The organism is Bradyrhizobium symbiodeficiens, assembly GCF_002266465.3.
In the GTDB taxonomy this organism is placed as follows: Bacteria; Pseudomonadota; Alphaproteobacteria; order Rhizobiales; family Xanthobacteraceae; genus Bradyrhizobium; species Bradyrhizobium symbiodeficiens.
This window is the reverse complement of the sequence record NZ_CP029427.2, coordinates 6153128-6173093: the sequence shown is the minus strand read 5'-3', so window position 1 is coordinate 6173093 and position 19966 is coordinate 6153128. Positions and strand designations below refer to the sequence as shown.

Annotated in this window: 16 protein-coding genes and 2 pseudogenes; 15 read left to right on the top strand and 3 right to left on the bottom strand. The window is 64.7% G+C overall.

All coding sequences use genetic code 11. From position 1 onward, the window contains the following. Positions 1 to 71 precede the first annotated feature (71 nt). Positions 72 to 1390 (top strand): annotated as a pseudogene (locus CIT39_RS29085) (solute carrier family 23 protein). A 73-nt stretch (positions 1391 to 1463) separates the two neighbouring features. After that, a complete protein-coding gene (locus tag CIT39_RS29080) occupies positions 1464 to 2300 on the top strand; it encodes an SDR family oxidoreductase (protein WP_094976831.1) in 837 nt (278 codons plus the stop codon). Between the two features lie 42 nt (positions 2301 to 2342). Here the strand turns inward: CIT39_RS29080 and CIT39_RS29075 are convergent, their stop codons facing one another. After that, entirely contained in the window at positions 2343 to 2603 is a 261-nt protein-coding gene (locus CIT39_RS29075; RefSeq protein ID WP_094976832.1) for a DUF1488 family protein, read from the bottom strand. Between the two features lie 665 nt (positions 2604 to 3268). Between CIT39_RS29075 and CIT39_RS29070 the strand changes: the two genes are divergently transcribed. The 9 genes and pseudogenes from CIT39_RS29070 (at position 3269) to CIT39_RS29030 (ending at position 14791) form a co-directional block, all read left to right on the top strand. Further along, entirely contained in the window at positions 3269 to 3673 is a 405-nt protein-coding gene (locus CIT39_RS29070; RefSeq protein ID WP_094976833.1) for a hypothetical protein, read from the top strand. A 148-nt stretch (positions 3674 to 3821) separates the two neighbouring features. Further along, complete coding sequence (locus CIT39_RS29065) at positions 3822 to 4643, top strand: NAD-dependent protein deacetylase (RefSeq protein ID WP_094976834.1); 822 nt, start codon at positions 3822 to 3824, stop codon at positions 4641 to 4643. Positions 4644 to 4781: 138 nt separating this feature from the next. Next, a complete protein-coding gene (locus CIT39_RS29060) occupies positions 4782 to 6866 on the top strand; it encodes a hydantoinase/oxoprolinase family protein (RefSeq protein WP_094976835.1) in 2085 nt (694 codons plus the stop codon). A 2-nt stretch (positions 6867 to 6868) separates the two neighbouring features. Next, the gene (locus tag CIT39_RS29055; RefSeq protein WP_094976836.1) at positions 6869 to 8527 is read left to right on the top strand and encodes a hydantoinase B/oxoprolinase family protein; all 1659 of its coding nucleotides are present in this window, start codon (positions 6869 to 6871) and stop codon (positions 8525 to 8527) included. Between the two features lie 33 nt (positions 8528 to 8560). Continuing rightward, on the top strand, positions 8561 to 9562 hold the full coding sequence (locus CIT39_RS29050; protein WP_094976837.1) for a TRAP transporter substrate-binding protein: 1002 nt from the start codon (positions 8561 to 8563) through the stop codon (positions 9560 to 9562). Between the two features lie 9 nt (positions 9563 to 9571). Further along, positions 9572 to 10165 carry a TRAP transporter small permease subunit gene (locus CIT39_RS29045; RefSeq protein ID WP_094976838.1) on the top strand — a complete coding sequence of 198 codons (594 nt, stop codon included), beginning with the start codon at positions 9572 to 9574 and terminating at the stop codon, positions 10163 to 10165. 31 nt (positions 10166 to 10196) lie between these two features. Continuing rightward, positions 10197 to 11501: a TRAP transporter large permease gene (locus CIT39_RS29040; RefSeq protein WP_094976839.1), complete on the top strand. Its 1305-nt coding sequence runs from the start codon at positions 10197 to 10199 to the stop codon at positions 11499 to 11501. A 733-nt stretch (positions 11502 to 12234) separates the two neighbouring features. Then, positions 12235 to 12371: pseudogene (locus CIT39_RS29035) on the top strand (C4-dicarboxylate ABC transporter permease); the annotation flags it as partial. A 269-nt stretch (positions 12372 to 12640) separates the two neighbouring features. Beyond that, positions 12641 to 14791: a methyl-accepting chemotaxis protein gene (locus CIT39_RS29030; protein ID WP_094976840.1), complete on the top strand. Its 2151-nt coding sequence runs from the start codon at positions 12641 to 12643 to the stop codon at positions 14789 to 14791. An 85-nt stretch (positions 14792 to 14876) separates the two neighbouring features. Here CIT39_RS29030 and CIT39_RS29025 read toward each other — a convergent pair whose 3' ends face one another. Further along, complete coding sequence (locus CIT39_RS29025; protein WP_094976841.1) at positions 14877 to 15521, bottom strand: glutathione binding-like protein; 645 nt, start codon at positions 15519 to 15521, stop codon at positions 14877 to 14879. Between the two features lie 103 nt (positions 15522 to 15624). On the opposite strand from CIT39_RS29025, the gene CIT39_RS29020 reads away from it, so the two are divergent. Beyond that, a complete protein-coding gene (locus CIT39_RS29020) occupies positions 15625 to 16269 on the top strand; it encodes a TetR/AcrR family transcriptional regulator (protein WP_094976842.1) in 645 nt (214 codons plus the stop codon). 176 nt (positions 16270 to 16445) lie between these two features. Here the strand turns inward: CIT39_RS29020 and CIT39_RS29015 are convergent, their stop codons facing one another. Then, positions 16446 to 17411: a 2-hydroxyacid dehydrogenase gene (locus tag CIT39_RS29015; protein ID WP_094976843.1), complete on the bottom strand. Its 966-nt coding sequence runs from the start codon at positions 17409 to 17411 to the stop codon at positions 16446 to 16448. A gap of 144 nt (positions 17412 to 17555) precedes the next feature. Here CIT39_RS29015 and CIT39_RS29010 point away from each other — a divergent pair, with 144 nt between their 5' ends. The 3 genes from CIT39_RS29010 (at position 17556) to CIT39_RS29000 (ending at position 19951) form a co-directional block, all read left to right on the top strand. Continuing rightward, complete coding sequence (locus CIT39_RS29010) at positions 17556 to 17924, top strand: YciI family protein (protein ID WP_094976844.1); 369 nt, start codon at positions 17556 to 17558, stop codon at positions 17922 to 17924. Then, positions 17921 to 19216: an RNA polymerase sigma factor gene (locus CIT39_RS29005; RefSeq protein WP_094976845.1), complete on the top strand. Its 1296-nt coding sequence runs from the start codon at positions 17921 to 17923 to the stop codon at positions 19214 to 19216. The genes CIT39_RS29010 and CIT39_RS29005 overlap by 4 nt, the downstream gene beginning before the upstream one ends. A gap of 195 nt (positions 19217 to 19411) precedes the next feature. Further along, positions 19412 to 19951: an SRPBCC family protein gene (locus tag CIT39_RS29000; protein WP_094976846.1), complete on the top strand. Its 540-nt coding sequence runs from the start codon at positions 19412 to 19414 to the stop codon at positions 19949 to 19951. Positions 19952 to 19966 lie beyond the last annotated feature (15 nt).

Sequence of the window (19966 nt, the reverse complement as noted above, 5' to 3'; positions counted from 1 at the left end):
CCGCACAAGCGACAATCACATTTTTGTCTGTTCGCACGAAGTTCGGTCGCTGCACCGCAATTGGGGGGACCATGTCGACTGCAACGCGCTCGGGCGAGCCGGCACAGGGTTATTTTCCCCGCTGGAAACTCAAGACCTCGGGCGTGATCATGCCGGAGGAACGGCTGCCATGGGGCCAGACCATCGTCTCCGGTCTACAGCATTGCGTCGCGATGTCGGGCTCGACGATCATCGCCCCGCTGCTGATGGGATTCGACCCGAACGTCGCGGTCCTGTTCTCCGGCATCGGCACGCTGATCTTCTTCGTGATCGTCGCCGGGCGCGTGCCGAGCTATCTCGGATCGAGCTTCGCGTTCATCGCCGTCGTGATCGCCGCCACCGGCTATGCCGGGCAGGGGCCGAACCCGAATTTGTCGGTTGCGCTCGGCGGCATCATCGGCGCCGGGGTGCTCTACGGGGCGATCGCGCTCATCGTGATGTGGTCGGGGGTCGGCTGGGTCGAGCGGCTGCTGCCGCCGGCCGTCACCGGCGCGGTGGTCGCGGCGATCGGCCTCAACCTCGCGCCCGTGGCGGTCAAGGCGGTGAGCGCCGGCGCGTTCGACACCTGGATTGGCCTCGCGACCGTTCTGATCATCGGCGTGGTCGCGGTGGCTGCTCCGGGCCTGTGGCGCCGCCTGCCGATCATCCTCGGCGCGATCGGCGGATATCTTCTGTACCTGCTGTTCGCGAACGGCCTCGGCTTCGGCAAGCCGATCGACTTCACTCAGCTTTCGGCCGCGCCGTGGCTGGGCATGCCGAGCTTCACCGCGCCGACATTCCAGGCCGATGCGATCTTTCTGATCGCGCCGGTCGCGATCATTCTCGTCGCCGAAAATCTCGGTCACATCAAAGCCGTCGGTGCCATGACAGGCCGGAGTCTCGATGCCTATCTCGGCCGCGCCTTGTTCGCCGACAGTCTCGCGACCATCGTGGCGGCCTGCGGTGGCGGCACCGGCGTCACCACCTATGCCGAAAACATCGGCGTGATGGCGGCGACGAAGGTCTATTCGACATTGCTGTTTGCCTTTGCCGCCATTGTGTCGATCCTGCTCGGCTTCTCGCCGAAATTCGGCGCACTGATCCTGTCGATCCCGGGGCCCGTCATCGGCGGCCTCTCGATCGTGCTGTTCGGACTGATCGCAGCGATGGCCGGTCGGATCTGGGTCGAGAACAAGTCGACTTCGCCAATCCGGCAAACCTGATCACCGTCGCAGTCGCGCTCACCGCGGGTGCAGGCGATCTCACGCTCAAATTCGGCGCGTTCACGATCGGCGGGATCGGCACCGCAACCTTCGGCGCCATCATCCTCTACCAGATCCTGACCTCGCCGCTGGCGCGGCGCGCGGAATGAGTCCCAGCGATGCACGAAAGGGATGGAACAAAACGCGCCGTCGGTCGATGATGAGACATCCCGGAGAGAACCCATGCCGCAAACCGATCGCTCGACCTCCTTTCACTCGCGCCTCGTCGGCCAATACGCCCTGGTGACCGGCGCCTCGCAAGGCATCGGCCGCGCCGTCGCCACCCGGCTTGCCCAGGAAGGTGCGACGGTCGCCATCAATTATTTCCAGAACGAGGACCGGGCGGAGGAGACGCTCGCGCTGGCGCGGACGGCTTCGAGCGATCGCGGCCACGGCGAGCCCGATCACTTCATCGTCAAGGCCGATGTCGGCAATGAACATGAGATTGCCGCGATGTTCGAGGCGATCCTTTCGCGCTGGAAACGTCTCGATTGTCTGGTCAACAACGCCGGCTTCCAGAAGGAATCGCCGAGCGAGGCGCTCGACGTCGAAACCTATCGCAAAATCATCGACGTCAATCTCACCGGCGCCGTGCTCTGCGCGCAGAAGGCGCTCGCGCATTTCGTGGCGCGCGGGGGAGGGGGCTCCATCATCAACTGCTCCAGCGTCCACCAGATCATCCCGAAGCCGGGCTATCTCGCTTATTCGATCAGCAAGGGCGGCATGGCCAATCTGACGCGCACGCTGGCGCTCGAATTCGCCGGCCGCGGCATCCGCGTCAATGCGGTTGGTCCTGGCGCGATCGACACGCCGATCAACGAGGCCTGGCGGGACGATCCCAAAAAGCGCGGCGAAGTCACCAGCCATATTCCGCTGGGCCGTGTCGGCACACCCGAAGAGATCGCCGCCGTGTTCGCCTTCCTCGCTTCCGATGATGCGAGCTACATCACGGGGCAGACCCTCTATGCCTGCGGAGGCCTGACGCTGTTTCCCGAATTTCGCGAGAACTGGGCGAGCTAGACACGTGAACTCGCGGTCGAAATCACGGACTCATCGACCGCTTCAGAAATCTCCTGCGAGCAGGTCGTAGGAGCCCCTGCTGCCACGGACATACTTCCTGGCCGCAGTGGCACATATCAAGTCGCGATTGCAATCGAACGCGTTCAGGAATTCCGATTCGGTCGCGGGCGCGCCCGGTTGAATCCGCTTCAACGCGCCTTCGTCGATGAAGAACGAGGCTTCGATGGCGCTGTCGTGACCCCAGAACCGCACCGCACGTCGCGTCCGGTCATATGAGCGGTTGTGATTTGGAAAATCGATCATGGTTCGAGCCGATCAGGTTGCAGGTGCCATGCGCCGGTCTTCGCGCCGTTAGAGTCGGGGCACGCTGGGTGGCCGACTTGCGTACGTCAGGAACACGGACGTTTCATTGAGACCTGACGAGAGCGAGCCGGTTGCGCCTCTTTCAGATGATGGTTTGGCGCCGAGGTTACAACCAGGTTTGATGGCGATTGCGACGAATAGTTCTCGGCAAGCCTCGCTATTCGCCGAAAGGTGACTATATCTCGCTCATCATCGCGCGTCCCTCGGCTGTTATCGGTGACTGAGAGCATTGCGCTCCCGCCGCGACCAAGAGGCGGTCAATATGTCGGGTTCCCCCGATCCATCCTTAGCGAATGGCTCGTACCTCCGCTTCTGGTGCCGATCTTCTGGTGCTGTTGATCGCCGCTTCGATGTTGATCCAATGGTAGTCGGATTCGGCGCGCCTTCGTCGTCGGATCAGGCAGGCACCTCATCGGATTCAATTCAACCGTCGCTCTGCTGCGAGCTGAACTCGATGGCGATCGACGCCCTCCGTCGAGCTCGCGAGATACCGCCGGGAGACAAGCGCATGACGGCAATGCGCAGGGCAGCGATTCTTGGGAATGCCGCTGAAATCCACGCGTCCTTCTCGCCAGCGAAGGAACTCAAGCAAGATGGGAGGCGGCATGTTCAAATTTCTGCAGTATCGCGCAAGAGCGGCCGAGTATGGCGAACTGGCCAAGAGTTCGTCAGGCAAGGATGAAACCCGCAAATTCGAGAAATTGCAGGACAGCCTTGCATGGCGCGCGGACAACGAGCAGGTCCTCGCGGACCAATACGTGGATGCGGTCAACGCCGGCGAGACGGAGCGACTGCGCGGCGCAGCCCTCGCGGCGGAGGAAGAGCGAGTCTTGCGATGTCTCGGCGCGGCCGTCATCATGCAATGGAATTCTCTGCCGATGACGCTTCAGCGGGAGATCTTCGACACCGCAGGATCGGTCGGAACTTTGTTGGACACGGTGGCGCTCCGTGGGCAGATAGCCCGGTTTCTTCACAAGCACAGGCATGACACCGATCCCAACAAGATCTGACGGGTGATCTGCTCGGGGCGGGTCAAACTGGTGCGCGAGCATGTTGCCGCCGGCATTTCTCCGGCGCGGATCAATCCGTCGCCGGCTTCGGGCCGCCGGCGCAGCAGTGATCTGGCAAAATGTCGCGGCGCGAACTACATCATCCGGCATGACCAATGCTCCGCTGCCAAACCATCCGCTCCGGGATTTCGTCGACCGTCACGAAAAACTGTTCGTGTTGACCGGCGCCGGCTGCAGCACCAATTCGGGCATCCCCGACTATCGCGACAGCAACGGCAACTGGAAACGTACCCAGCCGGTCAACTTCCAGGCCTTCATGTCCGAGGAGCATACGCGCCAGCGCTATTGGGCGCGCAGCCTGATCGGCTGGCGGCGGTTCGGCCAGGCCCGCCCGAACGATGCGCATCATGCGCTGGCTAAGCTCGAGGCGAGCGGCCGGTGCGGGATGCTGCTGACCCAGAACGTCGACCGGCTGCATCAATCCGCCGGCCACCGTCAGGTGATCGACCTGCACGGCCGGCTCGATCTGGTTCGCTGCATGGGCTGCGGCGGCAAGACACCGCGCGATGAATTTCAGCATGCGCTTGGTCGCGCGAATGCGGAATGGCTGACGCTCGATGCGGCCGATGCACCTGATGGCGACGCTGATCTGGAGCACGAGGATTTTTCGTCCTTCCAGGTGCCTGCTTGCGAAGCCTGCGGCGGCATCCTCAAGCCCGACGTCGTGTTCTTCGGCGAGAACGTCCCCCGCGACATCGTCGCCACCGCGCAGGATCATCTGGCGCAAGCCGATGCCATGCTCGTCGTCGGCTCGTCGCTGATGGTCTATTCGGGATTCCGTTTCGTGCAGGCTGCCGCGCAGCGCGAGATTCCGATTGCGGCGGTCAATCTCGGCCGCACCCGCGCCGACGATCTCCTGACGCTCAAGGTCGAGGAGCGCTGCGAAGCGGCGCTTGCATTCCTGCTCTGATCGCGCAGGCGGCGAACACGCCTTGCCTATTGCATAGGTGCCAAGCAGAATGGCTTGGCGCAGCGTTCTCCGTCATCCATGGCATGGAAATTGCTGCGCTTTCGACGACAGTTTCGACGATCAGCCGGAGAATTTGGAATGCTTGAGGGAGCCGAGGTGCGGCTTGCCGTCGATATCGGTGGCACGTTCACCGACATCGTGCTGGACGTGGGTTTGGATCGCAAGACGCGCAAGCTGCTGACGACGCCGCAGCGTCCCGAGCAGGCGGTGCTGGATGGAATGCGTCTCATTCTCGCCGACGCGCGTGCCCATATCAGCGACATCGACGTCTTCATTCACGGCACCACGCTCGCGACCAACGCCATCATCGAGCGCCGTGGCGCCAAGACGGCGCTGATTGCGACCGAAGGCTTTCGCGACGTGCTCGATATCGGCACCGAGAGCCGCTACGACCAGTATGATCTCACCATCGACAAGCCGAGGCCGCTGGCGCCGCGCAGTCTGCGTTTCACCGTGCCCGAGCGCGTCGACGCCCACGGTGCCGTCCGTCTCCCGCTCGACGAAGCGTCGGTGCGTGCACTCGCGCCGAAATTGCGTGAGCTGGGCGTCGAGAGCGTCGCGATCGCCTTCCTGCACTCCTATGCCAATCCCGAGCACGAGCGACGCGCAGCCGCGATCCTGGCCGAGGAGATGCCTGATATCTCCGTGACCGTGTCCTCGGCCGTTTGCCCGGAGATTCGCGAGTATGAGCGCACATCGACTGCGGTCGCGAACGCCTATGTGCAACCCTTGATCGACGGCTATCTCGCCCGCATGGCCGACGCCTTGCAGGTCGAGCAGTTCCGCGGTGCGATCTACCTCGTCACGTCAGGTGGCGGCGTCACGTCGATCGAGACGGCGCGGCGCTTTCCGGTGCGTCTCGTCGAGTCCGGGCCTGCCGGCGGCGCGATCTTCGCGGCGCAGATCGCGGCACGACTCGGCGAGAGCAAGGTGCTGTCCTTCGACATGGGCGGCACCACGGCCAAGATTTGCCTGATCGAAAAATACCAGCCGGAGACCTCGCGCGTGTTCGAGGTCGATCGCGCCGCGCGCTTCCTCAAGGGCTCCGGCCTGCCGGTGCGCATTCCCGTGATCGAGATGGTCGAGATCGGCGCCGGCGGCGGCTCGATCGCCCATGTCGACGCGATGAAGCGCGTCACCGTCGGCCCCGAGAGCGCCTCGTCGGAACCGGGGCCGGCGTGCTACGGCCGTGGCGGCCTGCGTCCGGCTGTGACGGATGCGGACGTCGCGCTCGGCATGATCGACCCCGACGCATTTGCGGGTGGCACGATCAAGCTCGATCCGGAGCTTTCGAAGAAGGCTCTCCTGAGCAGCGTCGGCGAGCCGCTCGGTCTGTCGGCGGAAACTGCGGCCTATGCCGTGCACGAGGTCGTCTGCGAGAACATGGCGAGTGCGGCGCGCGTCCATGCGGTCGAGCGCGGCGAGATCGTCGGCCAGCACACCTTGATCGCCTTCGGCGGTGCCGCGCCGTTGCATGCGGCGCGGGTCGCCGAGAAGATCGGCGTCTCCCGGGTGATCGTGCCGTCGAATGCCGGTGTCGGCTCGGCCGTTGGATTTTTGGCAGCTCCCATCGCCTATGAGCTGGTGCGCAGCCGCCACGTCCGGCTCGATGATTTCGACACTGAGGCGGTGTCGGATCTCCTGCAGGAGATGGTGACCGAGGCGCGCGCGCTGGTCGAGCCGGGCGCTGCCGGTGCGCCGGTGCGCGAGCGTCGCTCCGCCTTCATGCGCTATGTCGGCCAGGGCCACGAGATCTCGGTCGAGCTGCCGAACCGGCGGCTGAATTCGGCCGATCTGGCCGGCCTGCGTCAGAAGTTCGAGGCGGATTATTCCGCGATGTTCGAGCGGTCGATCCCGGGCGCCGCGATCGAGGTGCTGAGCTGGTCGGTGCTCGCGACCACAGATGCCCGCAATCCGTCCGCTGTCGCCGCCGTTGCGCGCAAGCCGGCCGGCAAGGCGAGCGGCAGCCGCAAATTCTTCGACGGCCGGGCAGGCGAGGTGATCGAGATCCCGCTCTACCGCCGCGAGGACATGGCGCCGGGCGCGACCATTGCGGGCCCGGCCGTGATCGCGGAGGACGAGACCTCGACCTTCGTCTCCAACAGTTTCGACGCCCATATCGACGGTGCCGGCAGCATCGTCATGGAACGGAAGGCAGCCTGATCATGAGCAAGGCAAACGGCGCGAGCCTGATTGATCTCCAGATCATGTGGCACCGGCTGATCGCCGTGGTCGAGGAGCAGGCGCAGGTGCTGCTCCGCACTGCCTTCAGCCCGATCGTGCGCGAATGCGGCGATCTCTCGGCCGGCGTGTTCGACCTCGAGGGGCGGATGCTGGCACAGGCAGTGACCGGCACGCCCGGTCACGTCAATTCGATGGCGGAATCGGTCAAGCACTTCATCAACCACTTCCCGATCGAGACGATGAAGGAGGGCGATGCCTACATCACCAACGATCCCTGGATGGGCACCGGCCACCTCAACGACTTCGTCGTCACCACGCCCTGCTTCAAGGACGGCAAGCCGGTCGCGCTGTTCTCCTGCACCAGCCATCTCATGGACATCGGCGGCATCGGCTTCGGGCCCGACGCTACCGACGTGTTCATGGAGGGGCTCTACATCCCCATGCTGAAGCTGATCGACCAGGGCGTCGTCAACGAGACGCTGATGGCGATGATCCGCACCAACACGCGGCTGCCGATCGACACCGAGGGCGACACCTATTCGCTGGCCGGCTGCAACGACGTCGGCTGCGAGCGCCTGGTCGAGATGATGACCGAGTTCGGCATCGATACGCTCGACGAACTCGGCGACTACATCTGCGACCGCTCGCGCGAGGCGGTCCTCGCCGAGATCGCAAAGCTGCCGAAGGGCAGCTGGCGCAACACGATGGTCGTCGACGGCTACGACGCGCCGGTGACTCTCGCCGCGACGCTGACGATCTCGGAGACGGGCATTCATGTCGATTTCGACGGCACTTCAGCTGCCTCGAAGTTCGGCATCAACGTGCCGCTGTCCTACACCATCGCCTACACCGTGTTCGGGCTGGGCTGCGTCGTCGCCTCGCAGATCCCGAACAATGCCGGCTCGCTCTCGCCGCTGACGGTGTCGGCGCCTGCGGGCGCAATCCTCAATGCGCCGAAACCGGCGCCGGTCGCCTCGCGCCACATCATCGGCCAGATGCTGCCCGACGTCGTGTTCGGCTGCCTGCGCCAGATCATCCCCGAGCGTGTGCCCGCGGAAGGCACCTCCTGCCTGTGGAATCTCAACGTGCGCGGCCAGACGCGAAGCGGCGTCGGCGGCAATTACGGGTTCTCGATGGCGGTCACCTCCAATGGCGGCACCGGTGCGCGCTTCGCCAAGGACGGCCTGTCGGCGACAGCTTACCCGAGCGGCGTGCGCGGTACGCCGGTCGAGATCGCGGAGACGCAGACGCCGCTCATCTTCTGGCGCAAGGAGCTGCGTCCGGATTCCGGCGGGGCAGGGCGCACCCGCGGCGGCCTCGGCCAGATCATCGAGGTCGGCAGCGGTGTCGACGCGCCGTTCGACATCCTGGCGGCGTTCGACCGCATCGATCATCCGCCGCGCGGGCGCGACGGCGGCAAAAACGGCGAGGCGGGCTACGTGGGCCTGAAGTCCGGCAAGAAGCTGCGCGGCAAGGGTTTCCAGCAGGTGCCGCCGGACGACCGGCTGGTGGTGCTGACGCCCGGCGGCGCCGGCATCGGTGCGCCCGGGATGCGCGATCGCGCGGCGGTCGAGGCCGATGTCGAAAGCGGGCTCGTCTCCGCGGACAATGCGGTTGCAGTTTATGGGTACGCGCGCTGACGCGTCGGCGCGTTTGGTAAATGGAGGGGCTCTATGATCACGCGACGTAACTTCACTGCGGGCGCAGCGACGCTGCTCGCCGCCGGCCATATCTCGACCCGCGCGCGCGCCGCCACGGTGAGCTGGGATATGTCGACGGTCTGGCCCGACGGCAATTTCCACACCCAGAACGCGATGGCCTTCGCGGAGGAGGTGAAGAAGCAGACGGGCGGCGCGGTGGCCATCACCGTGAAGGCCGGGGGCCAGCTCGGCTTCAAGGGGCCGGAGCATCTGCGCGCCGTGCGCGACGGCCTGGTGCCGCTCGCCGACGTCCTCAACATCCAGCAGGTTGGCGACGAGCCCTTCATGGGCGTCGAGAGCATTCCGTTTCTCTGCGGCTCCGTGGAGGAGCTGAAGGTATTGCACAAATATGTGCGGCCCGAATACGAGAAGATCGCCGCGCGCAACAATCAGAAGATCCTCTACATCGTGCCGTGGCCGACGCAATATCTACACCTCAAGGCCAAGGTCGCCGACGTCGAGGGCCTGAAGAACATCAAGATCCGCGTGCCCGACAAGAATGCGGTCGAGATGCTGAACGCCATCGGCATGGCGGCGGTGATGATCCCCTGGGGCGAAACGATCCCCGCGCTCGCCTCTGGTGCGGTCGCCGGCGTCTCCACCTCGTCGGTGTCCGGCGTCGACGGCAAGTTCTGGGAATTCCTGAAATATGTCTACCCGACCAATCACGTGTGGTCGTCGCAGATGCTCACCGTCAATCTCGATTCCTGGAAGGCGCTTTCCGCAGACCAGCAGAAGCTCGTCGCGGACATCGCGGCGAAGATGGAGCCCGGCTTCTGGGCGAACTCGCTCAAGGCCGACGTCGACAGCCTCAACCGTCTCAAGGAAGGCGGCATGGAGGTGGTGCCGGTCTCGGACGCGATGATGACGGAGATCCGGGCCAAGACCGCGCCGCAGCTCGACGCCTTCCTCAAGCGCGTGCCGGCGGCGGACAAGCCGGTGCGGTCCTATCTCGCCGAAATGAAGCGCGGCTGAGGTCAGCACGTGGTGAGCGTTTCGTCCGAAGCACCGCAGAGCCTCAATGCAGCGGCGCCCGTGCCGCTGCGCATCCTGCTCGACGGCATCGATCGGCTCGGCCGGCTCGACGGCTGGATCGGTGGCGGCTGCCTGCTGATGCTGACGCTGCTGATGCTGTGCGAGGTCGCGACGCGCTTCCTCTCGAACTTCCTGCCGTTCTTTCCTCCGACGATCTCGATCGCCTGGGAATATTCTTCTTATCTGATGGCGGCGTCGTTCACTTTCGGCGCCGCCATGACCTTGCGCGTCGGCGGCCACATCCGTGTCGTGCTGCTGCTCAAGAACGCGCCGGTACCGGTGCAGCGTGCGCTCGATATCCTGTCGGCTGCGGCCGGCTTCGCCTTCATGGCGTTCTTGACCTCGGCGATGGCGAAGTTCGCCTTCGGCGCCTATGTGCGCGGCCAGGTCTCGACCTCGAGCGACACGCCGCTGTGGTTTCCGGAAGCCGTCGTCACCTTCGGCATGCTGCTGCTGACGCTGCAGTTCCTGGCGCGCGCGATCCAGGCCGTGCTCGGCCTGCCGCTGGAGGATCATCGCATGAAGGCCTCGCCCGTCGAATGACAGCTTTGCTCGCCTCCGGATTCAAGCTCGCATGACCATCGAAGTCGTCGCCCTGTTTGCGATCCTGTTCGCGCTACTGGCCTGCGGCGTGTGGATCGGCCTGACGCTTGCGCTCACCGCGACGCTGCTGCTGGCGATGTTCCGCTCGATTCCGCTCGACAAGCTCTTGCCGCAATACGCCTGGAATATCCTGACCACGCAGGAGCTGCTGGCGCTGCCGCTGTTCATCCTGATGGGCGAATTGTTGTTTCGCACCCGCCTGTCGCGCTCGCTGTTCCAGGGCCTCGCGCCGTGGGCCGGGTTGCTGCCGGGCCGCCTGCTGCATGTCAACGTGATCGGCTGCACCATCTTCGCGGCGATCTCGGGCTCGTCGGCCGCGACCACGCAGGTGATCGGTCGCATGTCGCTCAACGAGCTCACGCGCCGCGGCTATTCGCGCGACATCGCAATCGGCTCGCTCGCCGGCGCCGGCACGCTCGGCTTCCTGATCCCGCCGTCCAACATCATGATCATCTACGGTGTGCTCGGTGACGTCTCGATCCTGAAGCTGTTCACCGCCGGCGTGCTGCCGGGGTTCCTGCTTGCCGCCACTTTCATGGCCTGGGTGATGCTGCATACGACGCTGAACCGCAGCCTGGTGCCGGAGACGGAAGCCAAGCTCTCGCAGGTGCCGTGGAGCGAGCGCTTCGCCGCGCTGAAGGATCTTGCGCCGGCGCTGTTCCTGATCGCCTGCGTGCTCGGCTCGATGTATGGCGGCCTCGCCACGCCGTCGGAGGCCGCCGCCGTCGGCGTGCTCGGCGCCGCGCTGGTTGCATGGGCGCAGGGCTCGATGTCGCAGCAGGTGATCCGCGACGTGCTGATCGGCTCGGTCGTGACCTGCTCGATGATCGCGCTGATCGTGCTCGGCGCCTCGATCCTGGGCAATGCCGCGGCCTTCCTCGGCATCCCTCAGGCGGTCGCCGCCTTCGTGAAGGGGCTCGGCCTGTCGCCCTTCATGTTGATCGTGGCGCTGATCATCTTCTATCTCGTGCTCGGATGCTTCCTCGACGGCTTCTCGATGATCGTGATGACGCTCCCGATCGTGCTGCCGATCGTGAAGGGGGCCGGCTTCGACGAAGTCTGGTTCGGCGTCTTCCTGGTGCTTGCCGTCGAGATGGCGCAGATCACCCCGCCGGTCGGCTTCAACCTGTTCGTGATCCAGGGCCTCACGGACGACGGCCTCGGCTATATCGCGCGCGTCACGCTGCCCTACCTCCTCATCATGATCGGCTTCGTGCTGCTGCTGACGCTGTGGCCCGGGATCGTCACGGTACTGCCGCGGGTGCTGTACGGGTAAACCGGTCGCCCTCTACCATCCGTTGTGGTGCCCGACGGGCAAAACACACCAGGACTGGGTCGATAGCCGCGCGTCAAAATATTCGTATTTACAGAAGTTCGGCTTTACCGTACAACCTGCGCCATCCCGCCCGCCACAAGGGGCGTTTCGCGATCGTCACGAGACGCGGGCCGGGATGCGGTGGCCGCGACGGCGTCGGCGCGCGATGGAGCTGCAGGGCGGGAAACCGTGAGCAGCGGCAGGCGCGATACGACACGGCGCTGACAGCGTCTCGAATGGCCTTCGACGGTGAGCGCACGCCAGCCGTGGAGAACCCAGCGAAGATGTGCGCGGACGGAGAAGTCGTGTGGTCCTGACGCCCGGGGTCTGTGCGTCAAGTCATGTGGTGATGTGCGGCCAACCGGCGCGCGCATCTGAAATCCGCAAGGCGACGGGGGCAATAGTGCAGCGCTCCCCGAGGAGAGCACGAAGGACACCGTGAAAACCATCGCGCAGGGAAGGCCGGGCGACCGGCAACACCTGTCGTCCACCCCGTGCGCGCTTCTTTCGCACGCGGGACTTCGGGTGCCAGCCGGCGCCCGGCCTTCCCTGCGCCCTTGCTTTCAGAGGGTGCGAGACCAAAGCAAAGCTCGGGCAAAACAAGCCGCGAGAACGCGAAGCTGTGTGCGAGCTATCATTGAACAACGATCTCGTGCCCCGGAGGCGGCGCAGCGCGTCGCGGGTGCGAGCTCCCCGGGGCCTCGTCAAGGATGGCCTCGGCTATATCGCGCGCGTCACGCTGCCTTATCTCATGATCATGGTCGGCTGCGTGCTGTTGCTGACGATGTGGCCGGCATCGTCACGATTTTACCGCGGGCGCTGTACGGGTAGCTGCGAACGAGAAGCGGCTGCAACGTTCGTGCGATCTAAGCTTGCGACGCGCGACCGCGAACGCGTCCGACATCGAGACGGACCTTGACCATCCAGCGGTTGCTGCAGCTCTGCGGTTTCTCGCGTGGGATGCGTTTTTGCCGAAAACCGTGCGCCAAATGTGTTTTCATTGCTCGGTTCGTTGCTCTGTATTTAGGCAAACTAAATCCTTTGGCGCTTACCTGAAGTTCACAGGTTCGATTTTCGCGAATGCCATTTTGGAGGCTCCCATGCGGACCAATCTTCCGGTCACGGCTGTCGAATATCCGATTACCGATGAGACCCTCATCGTCTCTCGCACTGATACGAAAGGAAAGCTGACCTACTTCAACGATCAGTTCGTCGAAGCGGCGGGGTTTTCCGAGGCGGAGTTGATGGGGCAGCCTCACAACATCATCCGCCATCCGGACATGCCGTCAGCAGCCTTCGAAAATCTGTGGGCGACGCTCCAGCAGGGCAAGCCGTGGTCCGGTGCCGTGAAGAATCGACGCAAGAACGGCGACTTCTACTGGGTGTTGGCAACCGCCTCTCCCATTCGAGAGAACGGCCAGATCGTCGGATACAGCTCCATCCGCACCAAGCTGCCTGCCGATCAACGCGCCGAGGCGGAGCAGGTGTACGCGATGATCCGCGAGAACCGGGCACACGCCTACCGGCTGGATGCCGGCGTCATTCGGCGACGTTCGCTGCTTGACCGGCTTGCCATTTTCAACGGTACGCTGAATGCGCGCCTCGTCACGCTTGTCGCAGCCCTGCTGTTTTTCCTCCTGGCGATTGGAGGGGCGGGCCTGCTGGGCACGCGCGAGAGCAATGTCAGGATGAAATCGATCTACGAGGATCGGGCGCTGCCGCTCGCACAGCTCTTCGAGATCAATGACCGAATGAGGGACAACACGGCGCTGCTGTTCGAAGCCGCCTCCAACGGCGCGGCCGGAAAGCCCGTCGGTGAGGTTGCGACCAGGGTCGGCGCCAATCTGGACAAGGTCGGCAAGGTCTGGTCCGAGTACATGGCAACTTATCTCACACCAGAAGAAAAGGGCGTCGCCGACGCCTTCACGCCGAAGCGGATGAACTATGTCGAGAAGGGATTGAAGCCGGCACTCTCGCTTCTTTCGCAGCAGAAGTACGTGGAGCTTGCTGCCGCCCTCGCGGGACCAGCCCGCGAATTGTACGACGCGGCCAAGGCCGAACTCGACAAGCTGGTGGCAATTCAGGTCAGGGAAGCCAAGGCGGAGTACGACGCGGCGACATACGAGTATGGCTGGCTGATCGGCATTGCCCTGGCGCTCCTGGTCTTGAGCGTCACCATCTCCGGGCTCCTCAGCCGTCAGACCATTCGCGCCATCGTGCGCCCGCTCCAGCGGCTCAATGATACGATGCTGAGCGTCAACGCCGGCAAGCTCGACAACCGCATCGTCGTCGAACGGGACGACGAGCTCGGTGTCGCTCTCAGAAACCTGCAGACGTTGCAGGCCATCGTCCGGTTCGACCGCGATGAGCTCGGCGCGACGCAAAGGCGGTCGGCTGCCGAGCGCAAGGTCGAGATGATCAAACTGGCCGGCAGCTTCGAAAGCGCGGTGGGCGAGATCATCGAAACCGTGTCGTCGGCTTCGACCGAGCTTGAGGCCTCGGCAAACACGCTGACCTCGACCGCGGAGCGCGGCGAGAAGCTTGCGACGATGGTCGCAGCGGCTTCCGAAGAAGCGTCCACCAACGTGCAATCCGTCGCGAGTGCGACGGAAGAGCTGTCGTCCTCCGTCAACGAAATCGGCCGCCAGGTTCAGGAGTCTGCGCGGATGGCCAACGAGGCAGTGGAGCAGGCCCGCCTCACCGATCAGAAGGTCGGCGAACTCTCCATGGCGGCAGCCCGGATCGGTGACGTCGTGGAGCTCATCAACACGATCGCGGGCCAGACCAATCTACTCGCATTGAACGCAACGATCGAGGCCGCGCGGGCTGGCGAAGCCGGCCGTGGTTTTGCCGTGGTGGCCTCCGAAGTGAAGGCCCTGGCCGAGCAGACCGCCAAGGCGACCGGCGAGATCTCCCAGCAGATCGCCGGCATTCAGGGCGCCACTCAAGATTCGGTCAACGCCATCAAGATGATCAGCAGTACGATCAAGTCCTTGTCGGAGATCTCCTCGACCATCGCGGCGGCGGTCGAGGAGCAGGGCGCGGCGACCCAGGAAATTGCGCGCAATGTCCAGCAGGCTGCTCAAGGCACGCATCAGGTCTCGTCGAACATCAGCGACGTCCAGCGTGGCGCCACCGAAACAGGCTCTGCCTCCGCGCAGGTGCTCGACGCGGCGCAAGCGCTTTCAAGCGACAGTAACCGGCTGCGAACGGAAGTCGGTCGCTTTCTCGACAGTGTCAGGGCCGCTTGAGCGTACGCCGATCTGTTGCAAGTCGTTGTCCCGCTTTCGTGGGGACAACGACTTGATCGACGGCGCGCGGCGGCGTTCAGTTCGCCTATGCCGCCGCCTTCTTGCGCGCGAGCTCTGCCTTGTACAGCTCGAACTCTTCCGCAACCGCCTTCGCGACCGACGGCCGCTGGCGCAGGCGCTCGTAATAGGCCTTCACGTTCGGCCATTTCGCGAGCTCGATCGGCGGCGTCGCCATGGTCCAGTTGATGACCGTGACGAGGTAGGCGTCAGCGACGCTGAAATGGTCGAGCAGGAAGTCGCGCCCCTTCAGGTAATTGTCGAGATAGTCGAGCCGCGACAGGTTTCTCTCCAGCACATAGGCCTTCGCTTCCTGCGGCGCCTTGCGGTCGAGCACAGGCACGAACAGCCCCTTGTGCAACTCGGTGCCGATGAAGCACAGCCATTGATGCAGCCGCGTGCGATCGATGCCCTCGGCCGCACCGAGCCCCGATTGCGGGAAGCGGTCGGCGACGTATTGCAGGATCGCGGCGTTCTCGGTCAGGATCACGCCCTCGTCGGTGCGCAGCGTCGGCACCAGGCCGATCGGATTGATGGCGCGGAAGTCGGAGCCGTCGCTCAGCACCGTCTTGGTCGGCGGGTCGACCTCGAGATAGTTCGCCTCGGCGCTGGCTTCGTACAGCGCGACGCGTGTTGCCATCGAACAGGCGAGGGGCGAGAAATAGAGATCCATCTGTAGCCTCCTTGGGCAATTCTTGAGGTTTCGCTCAACCTGGCCAGATTGATTTTTGTACCATCTTGCATAATATGGGGCCGGTCAAGGATTAATTTGCGAAATGGTACAAAAAGAGAAGCCGCCAGCTGCTGCCAATCAACCCAAACGACGCGGCCGCCCGCGCGCCTATCAACCCGACATCGCGCTCGGCAAGGCGCTCGATCTGTTTCGCACGCAAGGATTTGCCTCGACCTCGCTGGACGATCTCAGCGAAGCCACCGGCATGAACCGGCCGAGCCTCTATGGCGCCTTCGGTGACAAGCGCGAGCTCTACATCAAGAGCTACCAGCGCTACCGCGAGGAAGCACGCGCCGCGATGGTGGAGATCTTTCGCCAGGAGATGCCGGTGCGCCAGCGGCTCGAGCGCATCTTCGCCTCGGCGCTGAACATCTATCTCTCCGGCGAGACCGGCCCGCGCGGTTGCTTCACCGTGGTGACGGCGGCGTCCGAAGCGGTGAGCGATCCCGAGATTCGCGCGATGGTGATCGAGGGGCTCGCTGAGCTCGACAAGGCTTTTACGAACTGCTTCCGCCGCGCGAAGGAGAAAGGCGAGTTGCCCGAGAGCGCCGAGCCCGCCGTGCTGGCGCAGATCGCATCCGCCACCATCCACACCATCGCCATCCGCTCCCGCGCGCGTGTCCCGCGCAAGGAGCTTGAGGCGATCGTGAAGGGCGCGATTGATGTGATGTTGGGAGTCAAAGCATAGCTGTCGTCCTGGGGCGCGCGTAGCGCGAGCCCGGGATCCATAACCCCAGGGAGGCGTTTGGCGACTCGGAGTTGCCAACTCGCCCGACACGTCTCCCTGGGGTTATGGATCCCCGCGTGCGCGGGGATGACACCGGGGTGTGGGGCGCGTGCGTGCCTCTCTCAGCGTGCCGAGCCCTAATACCCCCTGGTCCGGTCCACCACGTTCTCCAACGCACCGCCGGCCTCGAAGCGCGCGATCTGCTCGGCGACATAGGCCGAGATCGCGTCGGCGTCGGTGTCGGCTGCGTTGTGCGGCGTCAGCACCACCTTGGGATGGGTCCAGAACCGGCTGTCCGCCGGCTGCGGCTCCTGCACGAAGACGTCGAGCGAGGCGGCGCCCAGCGTGCCGTCGTCGAGGCAGGCGAGGATGTCGGCCTCGTTCTGCAAGCCGCCTCGGCCGGCATTGATCAGCACCGGCGCGCCCAGCGGACTGTTGCGGTTGAGCCTGGTGAAGACCTCGCGGTTGAGGATGCCGTGTGTCTCCGGCGTCAGCGGCAGCAGCGACACCAGGATGTCGGTCTTGCGCAGAAAGGCATCCATGCCTGCGGTGCCATGGAAGCATTCGACGCCATCGATCGCGCGCGGGCTGCGGCTCCAGCCGGCGACACGGAAGCCGAGCCGGCGCAGCACGTCGGCCGCATCCGCCCCCAACGTGCCAAGCCCCATGACGCCGACCGTGACCGCGCTCGCCGGCCATTGATATTTCGGCTCCCAGCGTTTCGCGCGCTGCGAGTCCCGCAAATAGAGCTCCTGGCGGTGGTGCATCAGCACGTGCAGCACGACATATTCGGTCATGCGTCCGGTGAGGTCGGGCACCGCGACGCGGACCAGCGGCACGTCAGGGAGGCCCTTGTCCGCCATCAGCGCATCGACGCCGGCGCCGAGATTGAAGATCGCCCGCAGATTGGGAAAAGTGCCGAGATCGCCCGGCACCGGCTTCCACACCGTGGCATAGTGCACCTCGGCCGGATCGAGAGTGGAATCCGGCAGCAGCACCACGCGACGTCCGCCGCAGACCGCCTCGAACCGGGCCTTCCAGCGCTCCGGCAGCCAGTTCTGCTGCGTGCTGTTGATCAGGACGGCCAGGGTGCCTTTGGTCATTCGAAGTGCCTCGTCGGGTTCCGCTTACAAAGGCCCTCCTTGGCACGATCTGCCGGACATTTCCTGCAAATTATTTCCGCAGCGCTGTCGGGGCGGGGCATATTGGCGCGTCTTCAAATCAAGCCTTCGAGGAAAGCGCCGCCTATGCTTTACGCCATCCTTTGCTATCACGATGAGGACTTCGTCGGCTCCTGGAGCAAGGAGCAGGACGAGGCCGTGATGAAGAAGCTCGCCGTGGTGCAGGAGAAGCTCACCCAGCAGGGCCGGCTGGGGCCGGTGGCGCGACTGCTGCCGACCACGGCAGCGGCGACCTTGCGCAAGGAAGATCCGCCGCTGGTGCTGGACGGCCCCTATGCCGAGACCAAGGAGCAGTTGCTCGGCTTCTACATCGTCGACTGCAAGAATCTCGACGAGGCGCTCGACGTCGCGGGCGATCTTGGTGCTGCCAATCCCGGTGGCGCCTATGAGGTGCGTCCCGTCGGAGTGTTCCGGCCCGGAGGACTTTCCACGTGAGCGAGGCCGACACCGCCTGGATCGAGACCGCGCTGACCTCGGCGCGACCCCAGGCGGTCGGCGCGCTGCTGCGTTATTTCCGCGATCTCGACACCGCCGAGGAGGCGTTCCAGAACGCCTCCCTGCGCGCACTCAAGAGTTGGCCGCAGAACGGGCCGCCGCGCGATCCTGCGGCCTGGCTGATCATGGTCGGCCGCAATGCCGCCATCGACGAGGTGCGCCGGACCCGCAAGCAGCAGCCGCTGCCGGAGGACGACCAGGCGATTTCCGATCTCGACGACGCCGAAGGCGCGCTGGCCGAACGGCTGGACGGCTCGCACTACCGCGACGATATCCTGAGGTTGATGTTCATCTGCTGCCATCCGCAATTGCCGGCGACGCAGCAGATCGCGCTGGCGCTGCGCATCGTCTCGGGCCTCACGGTGAAGCAGATCGCGCGCGCCTTCCTGGTCTCGGACGCGGCGATGGAGCAGCGTATCACCCGCGCCAAGGCGAAGGTCGCGGAGGCCGGCACGCCGTTCGAAGCGCCCGGCGCAATCGAGCGCTCCGAGCGGCTCGCCGGTGTCGCGGCGATCATCTATCTGATCTTCAACGAGGGCTATTCGGCGAGCGGCGACACCGCGGAGATCCGCAAGCCGCTCTGCGAGGAGGCGATCCGGCTGGCCCGCCTGCTGCTACGACTGTTTCAGAGCGAGCCGGAGATCATGGGCCTCACGGCGCTCATCTTGCTGCAGCATGCGCGCAGTGCCGCGCGCTTTGCGGCCGATGGCTCGCTGATCCTGCTGGACGACCAGGACCGTTCGCTGTGGAACGGCACCATGATCGCGGAAGGGCTGGCGCTGATCGACAAGGCGATGCGCCATCGCCGCAGCGGGCCTTATCAGATCCAGGCCGCGATCGCCGCGCTGCATGCCCGGGCGGCGACGCCGGAGGAGACCGACTGGGCGCAGATCGACCTGCTCTACGGCGCGCTCGAGGTCGCGCAGCCGTCTCCTGTGGTGACGCTCAACCGCGCGGTCGCGGTCGCCAAGGTGCGCGGACCGCAGGCCGCGCTCGATCTGATCGAGCCGCTGGCCTCGAAGCTCGCCAACTATTTCCATTTCTACGGCGTGCGCGGCGCCTTCCTGATGCAGCTCGGCCGCAACGACGAGGCGTGCGTCGCCTTCGACCGCGCCATCGCGCTTGCCAACACCTCCGCAGAAGCCGCCCACATTCGCATGCACATCGATCGCCTGATCCGGGACAGCCAGCCGAAGCAGGGCGTCGCGCGGCAGGGTGCAAAGGCGACTTAGGCCCGTCCGCCTCCACGTCGTCATGCCCGGGCTCGTCCCGGGCATCCACGTCTTTCCGTCCGCGCGAAGAACGTGGATGGCCAAGACAGGCCCGGCCATGACGTGAGGTGAGGGCAGTGTCCAAAAAAATCCGTTTCCGGATTGTCGGCCCCCGCCGTTCCCGTTCGTCCTTGTCCCGTATCCACGGAGCGATCCATGCTGAAAGCCATTGCCGTCATCGCCGTCGTACTCGCCGTTGGAATTGCGGGCGTCCTCGCCTTTGCTCTGACCAAACCCGACACCTTTCGCGTCGAACGCAGCCTCGCCGTGAAGGCGCCGGCGGATGCGATCTACCCGCAGGTCGCCGATTTCCACCGCTGGACCGCTTGGTCCCCCTATGAGGGCCGCGATCCCGCCATGAAGCGCACCTTCGGTGGAGCTGCGGCAGGGAAAGGCGCGACCTACGCCTGGGACGGCAACAACAATGTCGGCGCCGGCCACATGGAGATCCTCGAGGCGAATCCCGCGTCAAAGCTCCGCATCAAGCTCGACTTCGAACGTCCGTTCGAAGGCCACAACACTGCCGAGTTCACCTTTATGCCTCAAGGCGATGCGACACTGGTGACATGGGCGATGTCCGGTCCGGCCCCGTTCCTGTCCAAGGTCATGCAGGTCTTCATCAACATGGACAGCATGATCGGCAAGGATTTCGAGGCCGGCCTCGACGGCCTGAAGAAGCTCACCGAGAAGCAATGAGCCTACTGCAAACGA

Coding starts and splice junctions, on each gene's coding strand:
- CIT39_RS29030 (WP_094976840.1), top strand. CDS start 12,641: ATGCGGACCAATCTTCCGGTCACGGCTGTCGAATATCCGATTACCGAT.
- CIT39_RS29015 (WP_094976843.1), bottom strand. CDS start 17,411: ATGACCAAAGGCACCCTGGCCGTCCTGATCAACAGCACGCAGCAGAAC.
- CIT39_RS29080 (WP_094976831.1), top strand. CDS start 1,464: ATGCCGCAAACCGATCGCTCGACCTCCTTTCACTCGCGCCTCGTCGGC.
- CIT39_RS29000 (WP_094976846.1), top strand. CDS start 19,412: ATGCTGAAAGCCATTGCCGTCATCGCCGTCGTACTCGCCGTTGGAATT.
- CIT39_RS29065 (WP_094976834.1), top strand. CDS start 3,822: ATGACCAATGCTCCGCTGCCAAACCATCCGCTCCGGGATTTCGTCGAC.
- CIT39_RS29075 (WP_094976832.1), bottom strand. CDS start 2,603: ATGATCGATTTTCCAAATCACAACCGCTCATATGACCGGACGCGACGT.
- CIT39_RS29070 (WP_094976833.1), top strand. CDS start 3,269: ATGTTCAAATTTCTGCAGTATCGCGCAAGAGCGGCCGAGTATGGCGAA.
- CIT39_RS29025 (WP_094976841.1), bottom strand. CDS start 15,521: ATGGATCTCTATTTCTCGCCCCTCGCCTGTTCGATGGCAACACGCGTC.
- CIT39_RS29060 (WP_094976835.1), top strand. CDS start 4,782: ATGCTTGAGGGAGCCGAGGTGCGGCTTGCCGTCGATATCGGTGGCACG.
- CIT39_RS29050 (WP_094976837.1), top strand. CDS start 8,561: ATGATCACGCGACGTAACTTCACTGCGGGCGCAGCGACGCTGCTCGCC.
- CIT39_RS29040 (WP_094976839.1), top strand. CDS start 10,197: ATGACCATCGAAGTCGTCGCCCTGTTTGCGATCCTGTTCGCGCTACTG.
- CIT39_RS29010 (WP_094976844.1), top strand. CDS start 17,556: ATGCTTTACGCCATCCTTTGCTATCACGATGAGGACTTCGTCGGCTCC.
- CIT39_RS29055 (WP_094976836.1), top strand. CDS start 6,869: ATGAGCAAGGCAAACGGCGCGAGCCTGATTGATCTCCAGATCATGTGG.
- CIT39_RS29020 (WP_094976842.1), top strand. CDS start 15,625: ATGGTACAAAAAGAGAAGCCGCCAGCTGCTGCCAATCAACCCAAACGA.